Origin of the sequence: Bacillus sp. JJ1533, assembly GCF_036965045.1 — a bacterium.
Lineage (GTDB): Bacteria > Bacillota > Bacilli > Bacillales > Bacillaceae_L > Ferdinandcohnia.
This window is the reverse complement of record NZ_JBALOV010000004.1, coordinates 55,095-75,593: the sequence shown is the minus strand read 5'-3', so window position 1 is coordinate 75,593 and position 20,499 is coordinate 55,095. Positions and strand designations below refer to the sequence as shown.

At 37.8% G+C, this 20,499-nt stretch carries 19 protein-coding genes and 1 other annotated feature; of the genes, 13 read left to right on the top strand and 6 right to left on the bottom strand.

From position 1 onward, the window contains the following. Positions 1–314: 314 nt before the first annotated feature. From V7138_RS02190 to V7138_RS02175, 4 genes are all read left to right on the top strand, one after another. Positions 315–1,679 carry an MATE family efflux transporter gene (locus V7138_RS02190; protein ID WP_335393839.1) on the top strand — a complete coding sequence of 455 codons (1,365 nt, stop codon included), beginning with the start codon at positions 315–317 and terminating at the stop codon, positions 1,677–1,679. 466 nt (positions 1,680–2,145) lie between these two features. Next, positions 2,146–3,471: a UDP-glucose dehydrogenase family protein gene (locus V7138_RS02185; protein ID WP_335393836.1), complete on the top strand. Its 1,326-nt coding sequence runs from the start codon at positions 2,146–2,148 to the stop codon at positions 3,469–3,471. A 24-nt stretch (positions 3,472–3,495) separates the two neighbouring features. Next, complete coding sequence (locus V7138_RS02180) at positions 3,496–4,053, top strand: phosphatase PAP2 family protein (protein WP_335393834.1); 558 nt, start codon at positions 3,496–3,498, stop codon at positions 4,051–4,053. Continuing rightward, entirely contained in the window at positions 4,050–5,192 is a 1,143-nt protein-coding gene (locus V7138_RS02175; protein WP_335393833.1) for a glycosyltransferase family 4 protein, read from the top strand. Before V7138_RS02180 ends, V7138_RS02175 begins: the two co-directional genes overlap by 4 nt. 31 nt (positions 5,193–5,223) lie before the next feature. Here V7138_RS02175 and V7138_RS02170 read toward each other — a convergent pair whose 3' ends face one another. The 4 genes from V7138_RS02170 to V7138_RS02155 are packed head-to-tail and all read right to left on the bottom strand — an operon-like array spanning position 5,224 to position 7,919. Next, positions 5,224–5,922, bottom strand: coding sequence for a hypothetical protein (locus tag V7138_RS02170; protein ID WP_335393831.1), 699 nt, complete (start codon positions 5,920–5,922; stop codon positions 5,224–5,226). Then, the gene (locus tag V7138_RS02165; RefSeq protein ID WP_335393829.1) at positions 5,922–6,653 is read right to left on the bottom strand and encodes a hypothetical protein; all 732 of its coding nucleotides are present in this window, start codon (positions 6,651–6,653) and stop codon (positions 5,922–5,924) included. The genes V7138_RS02170 and V7138_RS02165 overlap by 1 nt, the downstream gene beginning before the upstream one ends. Further along, a complete protein-coding gene (locus V7138_RS02160) occupies positions 6,640–7,536 on the bottom strand; it encodes an ABC transporter ATP-binding protein (protein WP_335393827.1) in 897 nt (298 codons plus the stop codon). The genes V7138_RS02165 and V7138_RS02160 overlap by 14 nt, the downstream gene beginning before the upstream one ends. Then, positions 7,533–7,919: a GntR family transcriptional regulator gene (locus V7138_RS02155; protein ID WP_335393824.1), complete on the bottom strand. Its 387-nt coding sequence runs from the start codon at positions 7,917–7,919 to the stop codon at positions 7,533–7,535. The genes V7138_RS02160 and V7138_RS02155 overlap by 4 nt, the downstream gene beginning before the upstream one ends. A 460-nt stretch (positions 7,920–8,379) precedes the next feature. Here V7138_RS02155 and V7138_RS02150 point away from each other — a divergent pair, with 460 nt between their 5' ends. Together V7138_RS02150 and V7138_RS02145 are read left to right on the top strand one after the other, a co-directional pair. Further along, complete coding sequence (locus tag V7138_RS02150; RefSeq protein ID WP_335393822.1) at positions 8,380–9,030, top strand: 5-bromo-4-chloroindolyl phosphate hydrolysis family protein; 651 nt, start codon at positions 8,380–8,382, stop codon at positions 9,028–9,030. Positions 9,031–9,036: 6 nt separating this feature from the next. Then, a complete protein-coding gene (locus tag V7138_RS02145; protein ID WP_335393821.1) occupies positions 9,037–10,224 on the top strand; it encodes a toxic anion resistance protein in 1,188 nt (395 codons plus the stop codon). A 39-nt stretch (positions 10,225–10,263) separates the two neighbouring features. Here the strand turns inward: V7138_RS02145 and brnQ are convergent, their stop codons facing one another. Together brnQ and V7138_RS02135 are read right to left on the bottom strand one after the other, a co-directional pair. After that, on the bottom strand, positions 10,264–11,595 hold the full coding sequence (brnQ, locus tag V7138_RS02140) for a branched-chain amino acid transport system II carrier protein (RefSeq protein WP_335393819.1): 1,332 nt from the start codon (positions 11,593–11,595) through the stop codon (positions 10,264–10,266). Positions 11,596–11,691: 96 nt separating this feature from the next. Beyond that, positions 11,692–11,931 (bottom strand) — a binding site (T-box leader). 133 nt (positions 11,932–12,064) lie between these two features. Further along, a complete protein-coding gene (locus V7138_RS02135) occupies positions 12,065–12,826 on the bottom strand; it encodes an IclR family transcriptional regulator (protein WP_335393818.1) in 762 nt (253 codons plus the stop codon). A 148-nt stretch (positions 12,827–12,974) separates the two neighbouring features. Between V7138_RS02135 and V7138_RS02130 the strand changes: the two genes are divergently transcribed. From V7138_RS02130 to V7138_RS02100, 7 genes are all read left to right on the top strand, one after another. Beyond that, positions 12,975–13,619 carry a bifunctional 4-hydroxy-2-oxoglutarate aldolase/2-dehydro-3-deoxy-phosphogluconate aldolase gene (locus tag V7138_RS02130; RefSeq protein WP_335393816.1) on the top strand — a complete coding sequence of 215 codons (645 nt, stop codon included), beginning with the start codon at positions 12,975–12,977 and terminating at the stop codon, positions 13,617–13,619. Positions 13,620–13,622: 3 nt separating this feature from the next. Continuing rightward, a complete protein-coding gene (locus tag V7138_RS02125) occupies positions 13,623–14,636 on the top strand; it encodes a sugar kinase (RefSeq protein ID WP_335393814.1) in 1,014 nt (337 codons plus the stop codon). A 55-nt stretch (positions 14,637–14,691) separates the two neighbouring features. Continuing rightward, entirely contained in the window at positions 14,692–15,522 is an 831-nt protein-coding gene (gene kduI / locus V7138_RS02120; RefSeq protein WP_335394028.1) for a 5-dehydro-4-deoxy-D-glucuronate isomerase, read from the top strand. Positions 15,523–15,542: 20 nt separating this feature from the next. Further along, positions 15,543–16,325, top strand: coding sequence for a 2-dehydro-3-deoxy-D-gluconate 5-dehydrogenase KduD (kduD, locus tag V7138_RS02115; protein ID WP_335393812.1), 783 nt, complete (start codon positions 15,543–15,545; stop codon positions 16,323–16,325). A 188-nt stretch (positions 16,326–16,513) separates the two neighbouring features. Next, positions 16,514–17,179: a YesL family protein gene (locus V7138_RS02110; protein WP_335393810.1), complete on the top strand. Its 666-nt coding sequence runs from the start codon at positions 16,514–16,516 to the stop codon at positions 17,177–17,179. Continuing rightward, a complete protein-coding gene (locus tag V7138_RS02105; RefSeq protein ID WP_335393808.1) occupies positions 17,157–18,938 on the top strand; it encodes a cache domain-containing sensor histidine kinase in 1,782 nt (593 codons plus the stop codon). The genes V7138_RS02110 and V7138_RS02105 overlap by 23 nt, the downstream gene beginning before the upstream one ends. Beyond that, positions 18,916–20,466 (top strand): response regulator, encoded by a 1,551-nt coding sequence (locus V7138_RS02100; protein ID WP_335393806.1) that lies wholly within the window; start codon positions 18,916–18,918, stop codon positions 20,464–20,466. The genes V7138_RS02105 and V7138_RS02100 overlap by 23 nt, the downstream gene beginning before the upstream one ends. The last annotated feature ends 33 nt before the right edge of the window (positions 20,467–20,499 follow it).

Genomic DNA, 20,499 nt, shown 5'->3' with positions numbered 1-20,499 from the left:
AAAGTAAAAAAGTATTCAATTTACTGGTAGATGGAATATAATAATGGTTATGTTTGATTAACTTTATTCAGAAGAACTTTTACTTTAAATTCAATCTGAGAACAAATTTGCTGGGGGTTCAAACTCATGCTGAAAAAAGTTAATGCCTCCGGCGGATGCCACGATTTTTCAAAGGGAATTTTTCGAGCATAAGATCAAAGACTAAGAACGCCACTTCCTGTGGCAACGTCTTTGTGACCCACCTCGTGTGGGCCTAAAAAAAATCGGGCGCAAATACGCCAAGGCGCATTTGATTCAATGAAGGAGAACGTGTCATGTACGAAACACACACCATTAGAGAAAAGATAAAATTAATTTTTGTCATGTTAATCCCGATTTTAATTACACAGCTCAGTATGTTTTCCATGGTCTTTTTTAATACGATTATGACGGGACGCTTTAATTCTTCAGACCTGGCTGGAGTAGCAATTGGATCTTCTATTTGGAATCCTATTTTTACTGGACTCAGTGCTATTTTACTAGCGGTATCACCAATTGCTGCCCAAAGATTTGGTGAAAAAAAGAGTCATGAGGTAGCGACGGTTGTATCAAGTGGGATTTATTTATGCTTCATCATTGGGTTAGTGGTCATTTTAGCTGGAGTCATCTTTTTAAATCCGTTGTTGACGATGATGGATTTGCCGGAGAATGTTCATCAGACTGCACATGATTATTTAGTAGGTTTGAGCTTTGGAATCATTCCGCTATTTATCTTTAATGTGTTACGGTCATTCATTTATGCATTAGGAATTACGAGAGTTGTAATGTTCATTCTATTGGTATCTGTACCTATAAACCTTCTATTAAATTATGTTTTGATTTTTGGAGCATGGGGCTTTCCAGCGCTCGGTGGTGGAGGAGCGGGGCTTGCCACCTCGATTACGTATTGGGTGATCGTATTAATTACGGCTTTTATCGTGATAGCAAAAGAACCGTTCTCGTCCTATAAAGTTTTTGTGGGTCTTAAAGGGTTTACCTTTAAAGAAAGTAAGGAGATTTTAAAAATCGGTGTCCCTATGGGGCTATCAACGTTTTTTGAAACAAGCATGTTTGCGGTTGTGACCATTTTAATTAGTAAATTTTCAGTTACAACCGTTGCGGCATATCAATCTGCATTGAACATTGTTTCGTTCCTCTATATGATCCCGGTGAGCATTTCGATGGCGTTGACGGTTTTAGTAGGATATGAGGTAGGTGCCCGCCGCTATAAGGATGCGAAAGTATACAGTTGGCTTGGGATTGCGCTATCTATGCTCATCGCTCTTGTAACTGGATTATTTGTGATCTTGTTCCGCTATGAAGTAGCAGGGCTTTATTCAACGGAAACGGCGGTTATCACATTAACCGCGCAATTCTTGATTTACGCGTTATTTTTCCAAGTGTCAGATGCCATTCAAGCAACGGCACAGGCTGCTTTAAGAGGGTACAAGGATGTTAACATCGCGTTTGTGATGACCTTGATTGCCTACTGGCTCATTTGCTTGCCTGCAGGATGGGGGCTCGCTCACTTTACAGATTTGGGAGCAGCTGGTTATTGGCTCGGACTGACATTTGGCTTGCTCGCAGCAGGTGTCGGTTTATCAGCAAGACTTATTCATATTCAACGAACACGGTTTTCGGAGGAGAAGATGGTGGGGTAAGTTGGATAGGCGGTACCGTACGCTTAGATTTTGTTAACACAGTTGGAGTGTTATTTAGAAGTGTCTATGAGCCTGGTCTCGTGGACAAAACGAGTTGTAGTACGACGTGAAATGTCTTTGAACCCAACTCTCGAAGACAAAACAATGCAAAGCGGAGTATCAATAATTAATTTAGAAAAACGAAGGAAGGGGAGCCCCTTCCTTTTTTTAATACTCCTATACCAAAACTTTACAATTCTTTAACCGTAGCTAAATTAAATAATCGCAATTTTTCGATAAGATGTAATAAAGTGCATGTTCAAAAGGAGGATGAAAAGGACCAAGAAGTTCGAGGCGGCGCAGTTTTGAGTAGCGGAACGTATGTAGTAAATACGTGAGCAACGGAAAAACAAGCCAACGAAGAAATTCGATGTGTCATTTTCACCGGACTTTTTGAACATCCTCTAAAAGGTGATGGAGGGGTTAGATGAAGATTACGGTTGCTGGTGCAGGCTATGTGGGGCTGGTTACGAGTGTTTGTTTAGCTGAACTTGGTCATGAAGTCATTTGCATGGATATCCAAGCTGAGAAAATTGAAAAGCTGCAAGAAGGGTTTTCTCCTATTTATGAACCAGAGCTGGAGCCGCTTTTACAGAAAAACTTGATCGAAGGCAGACTTTATTTTACGACAAACCCTCGTTATGCGTACACACATGCTGATGTCATTTTTATCGCAGTTGGTACTCCACAAAATGCGGATGGTACTGCAAATCTTGACTACGTCTATACCGTTGTTGAAACGATAGCTGTTCATATTGAAAATGATGTGATTATTTGTACAAAAAGCACCGTTCCTGTGGGGACGAATGAAAAAATAAAACGAATCATTGATTCAAAAAAACTCCCGCAGCTTCAGGTTGAGGTCGTATCTAATCCTGAATTCCTTCGTGAGGGATCAGCTGTATTTGATTTCTTTTACGGAGATCGAATTGTAGTGGGGGCAGAAAACGGTGAGAGTGCTAGAGTGATTGAACAAATCTATCAGCCTCTTAAAATTCCACTCATCAAAACGGATGTGAAAAGTGCAGAAATGATTAAATACGCCTCAAATGCTTTTCTTGCGACAAAGATTAGTTTTGTGAATGAGATTGCAAGAATGTGTGAAAAAGTAGGCGCGAACATTGATGACGTAACATATGGAATTGGCAAGGACCAACGAATTGGACCCTATTTTTTAAAAGCGGGGTTGGGTTATGGAGGTTCTTGTTTTCCAAAAGACACGAGAGCTTTGATGCATACCTCGGGTAGTTTGGGACATCATTTTGAATTACTTGAGGCCGTTATTCAAGTGAACAACCGTCAAAGATCATACCCTGTCCTCAAAGCAAAAGAGATTTTGGATTCAATAAAAGGGAAAAGGGTTGCGGTTTTAGGTCTTTCCTTTAAACCAAATACTGATGACATGCGAGAAGCAGCTTCTATCACGGTCATTAAAGAATTGCTTCAGGAGGGGGCTAGTGTTACAGCATACGACCCTATCGCGATTCAAAAGGCGAAAGAGATATTTGGAAATTCCATTGACTATACAGACGAAATTCCAAAAGCTATTGAAAAAGCTGACTTAACAATCATTACAACCGAGTGGGATCAAATTAAACAATTCCCATTAGACCAATACAGTTTCTATATGGAAGAGCCGAAAGTAATTGACGGAAGAAATTGCTATCCTCTAGAAGAAGTACAGAAACACCCACTGTTCTATGTTTCGGTTGGAAGACCAACAGTGGTGAATATGTTAACAAATAAGCTGTAAGGGTTAAGAGAGGGGAGTTGAATCATGAAGCTTTTTCTTTCAATGTATCATGCTGATTGTCGAATCTTTCAAAAGGTAAACCAGTATTATGACAAAAAATGGCTACACTTTTTCTTCTCGAGAATCACATTTTTAGGTGGGGCGACTTTTACAATTATCACTTGTCTTGCATTAGCCTTGATCACAACAAATCAACTAAGAATGACGGCTATTGCAAGTGCGCTTTCCTTAGCAATTAGTCATATACCAGTACATGTGATTAAGAAACTGTATCCAAGAAAAAGACCGTATTTAATAGTAGAAAAATCAAAGTTTCCTTTAAAAGCATTAACAGACCATTCGTTTCCATCGGGACACACAACGGCCATCTTTTCGGTTATTATTCCTTTTATTTTATATATGCCATACCTTTCACTCATTCTGCTTCCAATTGGGATAAGTGTGGGACTGTCCAGAATATTCTTAGGCTTACATTATCCCTCTGACGTAATGGCGGGTGGAATGTTGGGAACCACAGCTGGAATTCTAAGCTTACCTATCGTAAATCAATTAACGGAATCTACCTTAAGGGGGATCTTATGAAAATAGCGATTTTTACAGATACCTTTTATCCAGAGGTTAACGGTGTAGCACGCACATTAAAGAGGTTTACAGATTATTTAGAGGAGCAAGGTATGGATGTGAAGGTGTTTGCGCCAAAATCGGACTCGAATGAATATGTAACGAGTCATATACACCGATTTAAAAGTTTATCCTTTTTCCTATATCCCGAATGCAGGCTGGCTTTTCCAAATATGTTTCACATTCGGGCTGAACTTGAAAAATTTTCACCAGATATCATCCATGTCGCAACACCTTTTAACATTGGATTTTGGGGAAGCTATTATGCAAAGAAGTTAAACATACCGCTTGTAGGTTCATATCACACCGATTTCGACTATTATCTGCAGTTTTACGATTTGCAGTTTTTATCCAATCCTTTGTGGTCTTATATGAAATGGTTTCATCGACCATTTCAAAAGCTATATGTTCCAACCCTTGTGACAAAAAATCAGCTTGTAGAAAAAGGGTTTGCTAACATTGAAATATGGACCCACGGGGTAGATTGCGAACTGTTTAATCCTTACTATAATCATGTTGTCGTTCGGAAGAAATATCAGGTTTCTAAAAAGTTTATGCTGACGTACGTGGGCAGGTTAGCTCCGGAAAAGAATGTAGAATTACTCATTGAAATTGCTAAGTCATTGCCGTCGGAGTGGAGTGAACAAATCCAATGGTTAATCGTCGGTGACGGACCACAGAAGAGCAAAATGGAGGAAGCAGCTCCACCGAATATGACCTTTACTGGATTTTTGAAGGGAACGGATTTGGCAGAAGTGTATGCTGCATCAGATTTATTTGTCTTTCCATCCTCATCTGAAACCTTTGGGAATGTCATGCTTGAATCCATGGCAAGTGGCACCCCGGTAATTGGGGTGAACGCTGGGGGCGTTAAGAATGTTGTACAAGAAGGAATTACTGGCCATTTATGTGAGCCCGGTCATACACAGGAAATGATGAATACAATCCTGCATCTCCTTGAAAATGATGGTGTTCGCAACCGAATGGGAATGGAAGGAAGAAAATATGCATTAACCCAAAAATGGGATGTCATCTTTGAAAACTTACTTTATAGCTATTCAACCGTTATAAAAGAACCAAGCAAACAAAAATATGCTTAAAAAGGAAGGGGCGACCCTTCCTTATCTTGATTCATTCTCCAAGAAAGTTCACAAACTCGCTCCCAATTAGCTCGATGCTTTTCGGAACACGGACGATGAGAAACTCATAATTAAGTGGCTTATCGTCCTCATACCTTCTTTCGAAATCATCCGTAATTCCTCCGCCCCTAAATTGGGAAATCACAAAATCATTATGAAAGCTATAAAGCTTAACCTGATTGTCCGTTGGGGGATACGCCGTCAAATAATTTCCTTCGATTGTAACGCTTGGTACTGGGATTTCTTCATAAAAATCATACCCGTTAAAATTCGTATTCGCCACATAATAAATGACCTCAATGGTTTTGTCTTCGTTTTCTTTTCGATCAAAAATCGCATACATGTTATTGTTTTCAAATAGTTGAATGTTAAGTTCCTTTTGCTCAAATGGAATATTCCATCTTTCTTTTTCTTTAATCGCTTCGACATTTTCGATTTTACCTTGTTCAATCGCTTGATGAATTTGGTCATAGGTCAAATTTTCAGTATCGCTCTCCGATGCAAAGAAGCTAGATTGAGGGATGCTATAATAAACAATGACGGTTGCGACTAAAATGATAAAATACGTTCCGAGTAAAACTTTCGTACTTTTCGTACCATTAAACTTTTTACCAAAAAATACAGTAAGTAAAACAGCCGCTATAATAAACAAGATGATCGCTGGAAGGATGAATGTACCGATTATTGACATTATTTTCGAACCTCCAATCGGTTGGTTGCAGCAATTACAATCCATACCATTACGGCAATTGTAACGACAACTTTAATTGTAAAAACAAGAATGGATGTTTCAGTGAAAAAGAATGTAATCGAGCTAATCGTATCATTTGCACTTACTTCATAAAACGCCCATCCAATCAATAGTGCTGGAATCATAAATCCGAATAGTTTATTGATTTGAGTAAACATTCCAATGAAATATCCTAATGTTGCAAATAACAATAAATATAAGGTACCAATATAAATGCCGACTAATAAATCAGAGAATGGAATGAAAAAATGGTTCGCGATTATTTTTTCACTACCTTCTTTAAAATAGAGGATTACCCTTAATAAAATCCCTGCAAAAGTGGAGCCGATACTTGCGATAAATGAGTAAACAATAAGCATCCCAACTGTTGATAGATGACTACTCATTCTGTTTGTCACAAATGAAAAATCTATATAATGATAGGCTTTTGTCGTTAAAGTGGTAGCCGTAATGAAAGCCCAAAAAGCAGTAAAAACAAAGATGATGCTTCCGGAATAACTCGAAATCGATAAATTACCACCAAGCCCCATCTGTCCAACGCCATTAAAAGAAAACAAGAGTGCAATTGCCTGGACTGTTACAAGGCTTGTAAATGCACCGTAATAAGCCCGAACTTTAAAGAACAATTGCTTTTTGATGACATCAAGAAAACTAGCATTAGTTAAAGACATCATTGATCCCTCCCTTATTCTTTGCCGTGAGATACACACAAAGGTCCTCTGTTGCAACAGGTGATAGTTCAAGGCCAAGCTTTTTTGCTTCTAACCAGGTGGCTTCTGGATAAACATCCTTTACAACAGAATAAATATAGTCATCACCGAATTCCTCCACATAAATGACTTCCATGCCCTTCGTAACCTGTTCGACAAGCGTTGTTTTTCCACGAACGCCAACTGCATACTCCTTCAGGTCATCAATCGGTTTATGCAGCGCTACACTACCATTCCGAATGAGAAGAACATTTTCTAGAATAGTATCAATCTCGTTGAGAAGATGGCTTGAAAAGAGGATGGTTCTAGGATGTGCGATATAATCTTTCAATAATGCCTTGTAAAAATCCTTTCGTATCGCTGCATCCATACCAGTTGTCGGTTCATCGAAGATTGTAATCGGGCAGCGGGAGGAAAGACCGATGATAATATTAAATGTACTTTTCATTCCTTTAGAAAGATGATGATGAAGCTGCTTTGGATTTAAATCGAAATAATCGAATAGACGTTTTGCCATTTCGTCATCCCAATTCGGATAAAAGCTTGCACTGGCTTTCAAGATTTCAGCTAAATTTAACCAAGGTGGAAAGACCATATTGTCGTCCACAAAAATGAGATTGGCAGATATTTTTAAATTATTAAATGGATTTTCCGAAAAAACGCGAACCTCTCCAGAAGAAACAGGGTAAAATCCGGAGATTATTTTCAATAGGGTTGTTTTACCGGCACCATTTCTCCCGATTACACCAGTGATGGTATTTGGCACAATCGTAAAAGTAAGTTGATCTAAAGCTTTTAGACCACCGTAGAGTTTGGATACATTTTGAACTTCAATTGCATTCACTTCTGATTCCCCCTTTGCCGTTCTTTTTCAGCTTTAATCATATTGACCAACTCTATTTCACTAACTCCTAAACGCTCCGCTTCCAAAACCAGCTCATAAACTAGATTTTTCATCGTTTGACTTTTCCTTTTCTCTAAAATAAATTGTTTCGCATTCTTCGTCACAAACATCCCCAAGCCTCGTTTTTTATAGAGGATATTTTCGTCTGCCAGGAGATTCAGCCCCTTAGCTGCCGTAGCAGGATTAATATTGAACATCTCCGCAAGCTGATACTGTGAAAACACCTTTTGATCCTCAAGTATCGCTCCACTTAAAATTTCGGTTTCGATCCATTCTGAAATTTGAACATAAATCGGCTTTGCGCCATCCTGCTTAAACTTCATATAAACACCTCCTTAGGTGATTATGTACATTAGTGCATTAGTGATATAATGTACTATACTACATACTATGAAAATTTTCCAGAAAATTTACTAAAATTTTAAAAAATGACTATAATTAGGGTAGTGGTGGAGCGTGTTATCGGTAAAATACGCCTCAAGTCTTAGATTCTTGTAAATTCTAGGTCCATAGTTTGAATAAATATCTTATAGTATAGTTAAGTAGAGGAAAAAGAGAAGATTGAAGGGGAAAAGGGTGTATTGTGTGGTGGAAATCCTGTTGATCGAAGTAATGAAGTCCCGCACCAAGCTCACAACACCAAGAATAGTTAATCATTATCAAATCCGAACAAGGACGCCAATGCTACAGCCACATCACCAATTTTTCCCTCGAAAGTTTTTGAAACCAACGTTCGGGTTGGTTCGTATATAATAGTAAGACAGAATGTTAGGAGTCGATGATATGAATTCGTTTCTCGCTTTTATTGTTAAATCGTTCATTTCAGTACCGACAACGGTTACTATTTGGTTAGTAAGCTTTTTTGCATTTGATCAAACTTTCCTACTTTCGTCTGGATTTGCATTAATAGGGGGCGGAATTGCCTACGTCGGCACGTCAGCCATTCTCAAACAATCTTTTTTGCGAAAACATCGCCTTACGAGGAAGGAATATCAGTATATAGAGAGAAATCTAAAAGAAGCAAAGAAAAAACTTGCCCGACTAAATAAATCCCTTTTTACCGTTCGTCACATCCCGTCACTAAAGCAAAGGGTTGACCTGCATCGTGTCACAAAGAAAATCTATCGCTTAACGAAGAGCGAACCGCGACGCTTTTACCTAGCGGAACGATTCTATTTTTCACATCTTGATTCAGTTGTGGAGTTATCCGAAAAGTATGCTTTTCTTTCATCCCAACCGAAGAAAAATAGTGAACTGGAACGGTCGCTTCACGAAACGCGGCGGGTACTTGAAGAATTAACGAACACGATTGAGAAGGATTTACACAAAATGCTCTCGAATGATATTGAAGACCTGCATTTCGAAATTGATGTAGCTAAGAATTCGAATAAACAAGCAAATGATTCTGCATTTCTTGATCAAAATAGGAGGTAATTGAGTATGAGTGAACAGTATTCTCCAAAATATAAAGAACCCAGCAATTTAATGGATGAATTACTTGCGAATCCATTTGATGAGAAAAAAGATGAGCAACAGGAAAATCCAATTGTCATTTCACAAGAAGATGAAACGAAGCCTGTTCGATTAGTGGATGTATTGCCTGAGGAAAATAAGGAAAAAGCCTTGCAATTAGCGAAACAAATTGACCCAACGAATCACCAAGCGATGATCTCCTATGGAACGCCAGCTCAAAACAAACTGCTTTCATTTTCAAATACAATGCTTGAGCATGTGCAAAAGAATGACGTGGGTGAAGTTGGAAAAATTATTTCAGAACTCATGCACCGTCTAGATGACATGAAGCCTGAAGAATTGAATCCTGAAAAGCGGTCAATGATTGCACGGATGTTTGGAAAAATCTCTAATTCCGTTCAAGAGGTACTATCAAAATACCAAAAAACAGGGGCTCAAATTGATCGAATTAGTGTGAAGCTTGAACGAAGTAAGAATGTTCTTTTATCCGACATTGCGATTTTGGAGAAGCTTTACGACAACAATAAGGATTATTTTGATGCATTAAATGTGTACATTGCAGCGGGTGAACTGAAGCTTGAAGAGATGCATAAACAAGTTATCCCAGAGTTAAAGAAACAAGCAGAAGTAACAAATGATCAAATGAAGGTTCAAGAAGTAAATGACATGGTTCAGTTTGCAGACCGCCTTGAAAAACGTGTTCATGACCTGAAGTTAAGTCGAGAAATCACGATTCAAAGCGCACCACAAATTCGCTTAATCCAAAACACTAACCAAGCTCTTGTAGAAAAAATTCAATCTTCAATCATGACGGCAATTCCGTTATGGAAAAACCAAGTGGCGATTGCATTAACATTAATCAGACAGCGTCATGCAGTGGAAGCACAAAAACAAGTGGCTAAAACAACAAATGAGCTTTTATTGAAGAATGCTGAAATGTTAAAGAGCAATACCCTTGAAACAGCGAGGGAAAATGAGCGTGGCTTAGTCGATGTGGAAACATTGAAGAAAACGAAGGAAAACCTCATTTCTACATTAGAGGAAACGTTACGTATCCAAGAAGAAGGCCGTAACAAGCGACGTCAAGCCGAGCTTGAACTAGCTTCGATGGAAACCGAATTACGCCAAAAATTACTAGATATCAAAACAGACTAAAAAGGATAGGTACCCATTCAAGGTACCTATCCTTTCATTTTATGATGCTTCTATCTTGGCCTCAACAATTTCAGGGCTTTTACTAAATTGACTCATCACAAGGCCCAATGCTGTACCAACGAGAGCGGGAACAATCCACTCTAATCCAGCAGATGCAAGTGGAAGCATATTTTTCATATCTTGAACAGGTCCAAGGTCAAGACCAAATGCATTCAATCCACTGATTAGCGCGAAAACACCTGTGAACAACATGGCAGAACCATACACAGCTTTGACATTTTTATAATAACGACTAAAGAAGGTTAATACCACTAACACGATTAGAAGTGGGTATGTCATTACTAGGAAAGGAACAGAGACTTTTAAAATCTGAGCCAATCCAAGGTTTGAAAGGGTAAATCCGACTAACGTTACCATAAGTACAACAGTTTTATAGCTCAACTTTGGAAGTAAGTTTGAGAAATACTGTCCACAAGCAGTTGTTAATCCAACAACGGTTGTAAAACAAGCTAATGTAAAAATCAGACCGAGTAATAACGTTCCGCTTTGTCCAAATAACATGGTTGCTGCAGATGATAAAATTCCTGTACCATCTTCAAATGTGCCCTGACCGGCCATCTTTGCCCCGATTAATCCAATTCCAACATAAATGGCAGACAGTAGGATACCTGCAATAATTCCAGCTTTAAATGTATATTGTGTCAACTGTGAACGATTTTGGATGCCTCTTTTTTGAATAGCGTTTAAGATGACAATTCCGAATGCTAAAGAGGCTAGAGCATCCATTGTGTTATATCCTTCAAGGAATCCTGTGAAAAACGCGCCTGATTGATATCCTTCTGTTGGGCTAAGGAACGGTGTATCCATCTTAAATAATCCGACAGTGATTAAAATAACAATAGCAACGACCAAGGTTGGTGCAATGAAGCGCCCCATATATTGTTCCATCTTACTTGGGTTTAAGCTGATAAAATAGACCACTCCAAAGAAGATGACTGAGAAAAGCAATAGGATTAGAGCTGTATTGGTTGATTCAGGTAAAAATGGGGTAATTCCCATTTCGAACGCAACGTTTGCGTTTCTTGGAATTGCAAGAAAAGGACCGATACATAGATAAACTGCAACCATAAAGACGGTGCTAAATACGGGATGGACACGATCGCCCATGGCTTGTGCACCACCTTTAACAAGGGAAACAGCAAAGATAACAAGAACGGGTAAACCAACTCCGGTTACGATAAATCCAAGCATCGCACTCCAAAAATTTGTACCAGCGCCAGCGCCTAAAAACGGCGGGAAAATTAAATTTCCAGCTCCAAAGAACATGGAAAACAACATAAATCCAATAAACAACGTATCTAACTTCTTCATCTTAAAACTCTCCTTTTTTGTTTTATTAATATAACTTTCTGAGACGGAGGGACAGGTCCGCTGTCCCAACGAAAAACAAAAAACCTCGCCCCTATAAAAAGGGACGAGGTTAACTCGCGATACCACCCAAATTCCGCAATCGATTAGACTACGGCACTCACTAACGTACCATCATACGTGTTCCTTCGTAACGGCGGACTCCCCGTCAAAGCTTACTTCTTTCGGCTTTGCATCTCTGAGATGATTTTCGGATGGCTCTGAACATCGACTTTCAGCAACTGTCGACTCTCTGGGGAACAGAATTCCAATCGTACTCTTTCTCGTCATTGATTTTTAATATATTGGTATATTAACAGAGAGGGTAAAGAAGGTCAATAAGTTTTTTGATATTTTTTATAATTGGAAGTTTCTTTAACATAAAAATCTTTAGTAAAAAGTAGGAATGGCTGGGAAGGAGACCTTTGTCCCATTAGCCTAATTCACTCTCAATCCCTCTTTTGCAAGCAAGGACATATTCGATGATTTGTGTAATGAATTCATCGGTGATTCGGTATTTTGGCACACTGACACTAAATGCGCCGTGGTTTTTGCCGTTAACGGTTATGCTTGCTCCTACACAGAAGATATCTTGTTCGTGTTCTTCATTGTCAAATGCATACCCGTTTTTGCGGATTTCATTGATTTCCTTCATAAAATCTTCTTTTGTTGTAATCGTGTTTTCTGTCTTTTTTTCTAACGTATGGTTGTTCAAGTAGTCTTCAATTTGGTCGTCGCTTTGGTCGGCTAGGATAGATTTTCCCATTGCAGAACAATAGAGTGGGATGGCTTTTCCGACACGAGAGTACAAGGAGACTGGATTGAAACTCTCTAGTTTTGTGATGTAAATGATGTTTGATTGGTCAAGGATGCCCATATGGACGGTTTCAGTTGTTTGTTCCCTGAGTTTTTCCAAATAGGGTTGTGCCAGATCTTTTATTTCGGTTGAGTTTAATGCTTTGTTTGCGTATTTGATGATGGCCTTTCCTAAGCGGAACCTTTTAGTTTCCTCATCCTTATGCACATACCCTATTAATTGAAGAGTATCTAAAATTTTTAATGCGGTAGAGCTAGTTAATTCAGTTTCTTTTGCGATTTGTTGAAGGCTTTGCGGCTTGTCCGTAGTGGACAGGTATTTTAAAATATTGTCCGCTTTTATCAGGACGGTGCCGTATGGTTGTTTCTTTTTTTGCAAGGTAATCACTCACTTTTAGCTAATTTTCTAAAAATACCAATTTATTGGTTGAAATCCCTTACACTATTATATATAATAATCTTGTAAGTTTCCATATAATAAAGTTAATTTCCAAATAGGAAATAGTCAACAGATTTTGGAGGAAACCATGAAAAAAATAAAGATACTCTCAAAAATCGCAGATTGCGGCGTTGTCGCAGTTGTCCGAGCTGACTCAAAAGAAGAAGCGATTAAAATCTCAGAAAGCTGTGTAGAGGGTGGAATCGTTGGAATCGAGGTGACCTTTACAGTCGATGGTGCTGACGAGGTTATTAAGGAACTGTCTTCAATTTACAAACAGACTGATGTTGTAATCGGAGCCGGAACTGTTCTTGACGCAACTACTGCACGAATGTCTATTTTAGCAGGAGCAAAGTTTGTTGTAAGCCCAAGCTTTGATAAAGAAACTGCTAAACTATGTAACTTGTATCAAATCCCATATATGCCGGGATGCATGACAATTACGGAAATGAAACATGCGCTTGAATCAGGTGCTGACATTATTAAGCTTTTCCCAGGGAATGCCTTTGGTCCAGATTTTGTGAAAGCGGTTAAAGCGCCACTTCCACAAGTCAACATTATGCCGACGGGTGGAGTAAGCCTCGAGAATATTGATCAATGGATTAAAAATGGATGTGTTGCAGTAGGTGTAGGCGGGAATTTAGTAGCCCCTGCCAAAACAGGAGACTACGCCAAAATAACCGAATACGCAGCCCAATATGTCGCTAAAGTTAAAGAAGCAAGAGGGGCGTAAACCATGAAAAAGATTGTTGTATTTGGGGAACCCTTACTTCGTTTATCTACTAACCTAGGAGAACGTCTTTTTCAAACGGATAAGCTCACAATGCATTACGGTGGAGCAGAAGCAAATGTGGGAGCATCCCTTTCACGTTTTGGCTATGATGTCTATTTTGTTGGGAAAGTACCGAACAATCCACTCGGGCAAGCATATGAACGACATTTACTCTCATTTGGCATTCATACCGATTACCTTTTAAAAGGGGGAGAGCGCCTCGGTACATACTACCTGGAAACAGGTGTAGGTGAAAGAAGTGCACAAGTGACATATGACCGAAAAGGGTCGAGTTTTGCTCAGTTATCTACGGATGAAATTAACTTTGCTGAAATTTTACAAGGTGCGGATCTCTTTCATGTGTCAGGGATTACGCCTGCATTATCGAAAAAATTACAGGAATTAACCCTGCAAGGTTTAAAGGTGGCCAAAGACCTAGGAGTCACGACGAGCTTTGATTTTAATTACCGAGCAAAATTATGGAGCCTCGAAGAAGCTTCTGCTGCAATGAAACCATTTTTACGATATGTCGATATTTGCTCTTGTGGTGAATTGGATGCGCTTAACTTATTAGGAATTGAAGCAGCGGGCGAAACTTTAGATCAGTCTCAGAGACTAGCATTTTATTATAAAAAGATTACGGAAATGTATCCGAATCTTAAATTCTTATATTCTACGTTTAGAGAAGTACTTTCTGCTTCACATAATAGATTACAAGGGAATTTATTTGTAAACGGGGAGTTGTACCAATCGAGGGTGCATGACATTAACCAAATAGTTGACAGAGTTGGAGGCGGAGATGCGTTTGCTTCTGGCATTCTTTTTGGAATTTTAGAGGGACATGAGCCCGAGCAAATTATCACCTTTGGTACGGCAGCTTCTGCATTAAAACATACTGTTCATGGAGATAGCAATATCTTTTCGGAAGAGGATATCAAAGCATTTGCTGAAAATGCCCCAGGTAAAATCGTCCGGTAAAGATATTCATATAAAAAAATATTACTTTTAGGAGGAATATGTAATGGAAACAAAAATGGAAACACGCTATGCAAATCATCCTGAGGAAATCAAACGATTTAATACAGATGAACTAAGAAAGCAATTTTTGGTGGAAAAAGTATTCGAGCCTGGCAAGGTACATTTAACATACACACATAACGACCGCATGATTTTTGGTGGCGTTACACCTGCTGACCAAGAATTAACAATTAAACTTGATAAAGAATTAGGTGTGGAGTATTTTTTAGAGCGCCGTGAATTAGGAATTATCAACATCGGTGGCGAAGGATTGGTCATCCTTGATGGAGAAGAGTACAACATGGTTCGTCAAGATGGACTATATGTTGGTAAGGGGACGAAGGAAGTATTATTCCGTTCAAAAGATCCGAATAATCCAGCGAAGTTCTATATCAACTCAGCACCAGCACACCACAAGTATCCAACTGTCAAAATTGATATTAATGAAATTACACCATTAGAAGCAGGCGAGCCTGGAACACTGAACGAGCGTAAAATCTATCAATATGTACATCCAAACGTATGTGAAAGTTGCCAGCTACAGATGGGTCTAACGATGCTTTCTCCAGGAAGCGTGTGGAACACAATGCCATGTCACACACATGAGCGCCGAATGGAAGTTTACTTATACTTTGATATGGAGCCAGAAACTCGCGTATTCCATTTCATGGGCCAACCTGATGAGACAAGACATCTTGTGATGAAAAATGAGCAAGCAGCAATTTCACCAAGCTGGTCCATTCATACGGGTACGGCAACTAGCAACTATACATTCATTTGGGGTATGTGTGGAGAAAACATTACGTACACGGACATGGATGTTGTAGCAATGGAAGATCTACGATAAGAGACTTGGAGGACATAAAAATGACAACACAATTGTCTGATTTTTCATTAGACTTTTTCACTTTAACAGGTAAGGTTGCCATTGTAACTGGCGGAGCAACTGGACTTGGCCAAGGCTTCGCGGTTGCATTAGCAAAAGCGGGGGCTGACCTGTTTATTACGACACACGGCACTAGCTGGGATGATACAAGGGAATTAATCGAAAGTGAAGGTCGTCGTGTCGAATTTTTCCAAACGGATTTATCCAAACGTGAAAATGCAAGAGAAGTAGTAGCTGCTTGTGTAAAAGCATACGGAAAAGTGGATATTTTAGTAAACAACGCAGGTACAATCCGTCGCTCTCCCATTCTCGAATACAAGGAAGAGGATTGGGATGCGGTCATCGACTTGAACTTAAACTCTCTTTATATTTTAAGCCAAGAGGCTGCTAAAGTAATGGTTGAGCAAAAGAGCGGCAAAATCATCAATGTTGCGTCCATGCTATCCTACCAAGGTGGAAAGTTTGTTCCTCCATATACAGCAAGTAAGCATGCTGTACACGGACTTACCAAGTCCTTTGCTAATGAACTTGCTGAATACGGAATCCAGACAAACGCAATCGCACCTGGCTATGTATCAACAAACAACACGGCACAAATCCGTGCAGACGAAAAGCGCAATGCCGAAATCCTATCACGTATCCCTGCAGCACGCTGGGCATCCCCAGCTGACCTAATGGGAACGGTCGTATTTCTAGCAAGCCGAGCATCCGATTACGTGAATGGCCACACACTCGCTGTTGATGGCGGTTGGTTGGCAAGGTAATATAATTCAAATAGCCGTATCCTTTATTTTAGGGATACGGCTATTTGAATGGAATTAAATTCTTATGGTTTTAAAAAATAAATTCACAGTTCTACCATTTTTAAATGGTAGGTGAAGAACAAATTTTTTGTTATAGTAAAAATATATGGATTCGCTTTCATATATAATAAGGCAAGAGGAGAATTAGCATGAAAGGATTAATGCAAGGCTTTTACACATTATGTGAATGGGTTATGAGATTAGCTTTTTTAAATATACTATGGGTTTTGTTTTCATTGCTTGGAGGCATTGTGTTTGGAATATTTCCATCCACTGTAGCCATGTTCGATATTTCAAAAAAATGGCTTAAAGGTGAAACAGGGCTTCCAATTTTTATCCATTATTGGCAAACTTTTAAAAAATGCTTTATAAAAGGGAATACGCTTGGCCTACTTTTAACAGTAATTGGAATTGTTTTGTATGTTGATTTTAATTTGTTTATCAATTTTGACAGCATGCCTTTTATGATACTCTCTGTATTGGCCATTATTGCCATTCTTCTCTATTGTTTGTTATTGGTGTATATATTTCCAATCTTCGTTTCGTACGAGGTTAGTATTTTACACTGTTTAAAGTTTGCTACATTAATTGGGGTATACAAACCCATAAGTACATTCTCTATTATTTGCGCTGGTATCCTATTATATCTTTTGTTTTCAACGTTTCCACCGGTCTTTTTCTTCTTCGGAGCAAGTATTACAAGCTATGTAATCATGTGGATTTCACAAAACGCGATATTAAATATAAAAAATACAGTGAAAAATTATCCTTCAGGGGAAATGGTGAAAGCCAATGCAAAGATTTCGTCTTCCTAAGTTTCGCCATCTTAAGAATCGAATGCTGTTCTGGAATTCTATTATTTTAAGTGTCATTATAGGCTTAACTGCAATTATTATATATACGATTGCGGTAAGAATCCAACTGGATGATGCCATAAGATATAACACAATAATGGTAACTCAAATCAGCAAGAGTATTGATAATATGGTAGAATCCTTTAATCGAGTTATGGATGAAGTTACATTTGATGAAGAGATACAAAGCCTCTTGCAGACAGATTATAATGATGAAAAAGAGAAGCATCTTCTAAATAAGTATATGTCTTCAAATGTTGTTGAGGAAACACTGATGTTTGATGAAGTGGACCTCATCTATCTTTATGATACGAAGAACGCGCGAGTCAATTTACGAAGAAGTGTGAATGATCAAAGCTACGACTATTTCAATCAACTCCATCCAACAAATTATAATACGAGCGGAAAAGTTACATGGAATATGGAACAATCATTGATAACTGCAAATCGTGTTATTTACGATATTCATTCATACAAAATGAAGGTAATTGGATATTTAACGATGTCCATGAAGGAATCCTACTTACAGGATAGAGTTCAAAAATTTGATCCATCGGAACAAAGGCATATCATTATTATTGATAACGAAAACAATGTGATTCTTTCAAACTCAAAGGATAAAGAAATGAACAAGGTTTCGTCTTGGCTATCAAATGTAGATTATAATTCACTGAAAAGTGATTCGTTTGTCGATGTTCCTTTTTACGGTAAAATGATTGTAAGCGTTAATAAATCGCAACTAACGGGTTGGAAAATTATTTCACTAATAAGTTTGAATGAGATAACGAAAGGACCTGCTTTTATTCAAAAGACAATCTTTTTAATTGGGCTTGTTGGAATTTTATTTGGAATCATCATCATTTGGATTTTAACGAATTATATTGTAAAACCACTAAATACGTTGAGTGTCGTAATGGATGAGGTTGAAAGAGATAACTTCAATGTACAGGTTGAGCTTGATCGTGAGGACGAGCTAGGTCGAGTTGGAGAGAGTTTTAATCGAATGATGAATAAAATAAATACATTGATTTCTGATATTTATCAAAAGGATATTAATGAAAAGGATGCCCAGCTACGTGCTTTGAGAGCTCAAATTAATCCACATTTCCTTTACAACACGCTTGATGCTATTAATTGGATGGCGCAGTTTGGAAAAACAGATGAAGTGAGTAAGATGACAATCGCCTTAAGTAGGCTATTAAAATCAAGTATCCAAAATAAAAAAGAGTTCATTACACTTGAAGAGGAAATGAATTATATTAAGGATTATATGACCATTCAACAGATTAGATTTCAGGATAAGGTTACCTATGAAACTCATATTGACCCTGCTGCAAAAAAATGCCTCGTACCAAAACTTATTCTGCAACCAATTGTTGAGAATGCAATGATTCATGGAATAGAAAAAAAGATTGAGAATGGCTATTTGTTTATAAATGGATCCATTAAAAATAATAAATTAATCATTCAAATAATGGATAACGGAGCAGGGATGAGTAAAGAAACTGTAAATGCATTATTAAATGGTAACTACGAAAATAGTGATCTTTTAAAGGGAACAGGAAATGGGATATTAAATGTGCAGAATAGAATTAGTCTTTTATATGGAGAGGATAATGGAGTAAAAATAGAAAGTAACATAAATGTAGGTACTATATTTGAGCTTACTTTACCTGTTCATAGGGAGGGCTATAAAAATGTACAGAGTACTGATCATTGATGATGAACCGTTTATTTGTAAAGGCTTGTCTGAATTAATTGATTGGACTAGCTTGGGATGTACAATATGTGGGACTGCAATGAATGGATTTGATGGAGAAAAACTAATTAATAAGTTAAACCCAGATATTGTCGTCTCCGATATTGTCATGCCGGGGAAAACAGGGCTTGAATTAGCTGACTTTGTGAATCGAAATCATAAAGGGATTATAATGATTCTTTTGTCTGGCTATGATGAATTTACCTATGCAAAAGAAGCAATCAAATATGGTGTTTTTGATTACCTCTTAAAGCCAACAGATAAAGATGAGGTTATGAGTGTTATTAGGAAAGCAGTAAAGAAAATTGAACAAACTAGAGTAATTGAAAAAAACTATGAAGATATGGAAGTAGTTCTACAGGAAAGTCTCCCAATTATAGAACAATCATTATTACACGACATAGTTATAGATGGAGTGGTGAATAATCATCATATTGGTAACCTTCGACTTAACCAAGGTAAAGGTGCTGTTATTACAGTTCAAGGATATAATGATATACTAGACAATCAAACATTTGAGAAGGTGACAGATTTAATTGAACAATTATTTAAAAGCAAGAATGTTACCACAAGAATTATAACCAACAGTAATGAAATCATTATCTTGCCAACCTTTTCTCCCAAAATACCAAACAAGGTAATTGAAACAAGGTTGCAAATGTTATCGGAAAATATTTTAGATTCATTTTTATATAAAAATAAAGACTCATTTTCTATAGGTATCGGGGGATTGTACACATCTATAGATTCGATTCATGCATCTTACTTACAATCATTAAATGCAATATCTAAAAGCTTCTTTGTAGGGAAGGGAAAGGTACATCTCTATGAAGAAGTGATAGTAGGAAACGGTACAAATGAATTCTCTGCAAGATTAATGAGATTTATAGATAGCTTCGAGGAATGGGACGTGAATAAAACTGAAAAGCAATTCGACACCGTCTTTAAGGAACTCAAAGTTTTGAACAATAAGCAAATGGTTATAAATCATAGTTTAGAACTTCTAATTAAACTCGGATTTATTGCGACTAAATGGGATAAAGAGTACTCAATGTATGTTGGTTATGAACAATTAGAAAAATGTAAGACATTTGATGAATTAGAACAATTTATGAAGGAAACGTGTCTCGAAATAAAAAAGCACCTTTATGAAACAATGAATAAAAATAATCTCGGAATCGTTAAACAAGCAAAGCAAATCATAGAGTTCCAATACTCAAACCCAGATTTAAGCGCTCAGTATATTGCAGATCAGCTTAAGGTGAATGTTAGTTATTTAAGCCGCTTGTTTAAAAAAGAGACAGGTAAAAATCTAAGTAACTTTGTAACAGAAAAAAGAATTCAGATGGCTCAAAAACTATTTGAAACAACTGATTTTAAAGCTAATGAAGTTGCTACAAAAGTAGGCTATACCGACCCAAGATATTTTAGCCAGGTATTTAAAAAAGTAGTAAAGATAACACCATCTAATTTCAAAAGAGGTAAATAAGTCAATATTTTCAACCTAAAACTCAAAAAATTA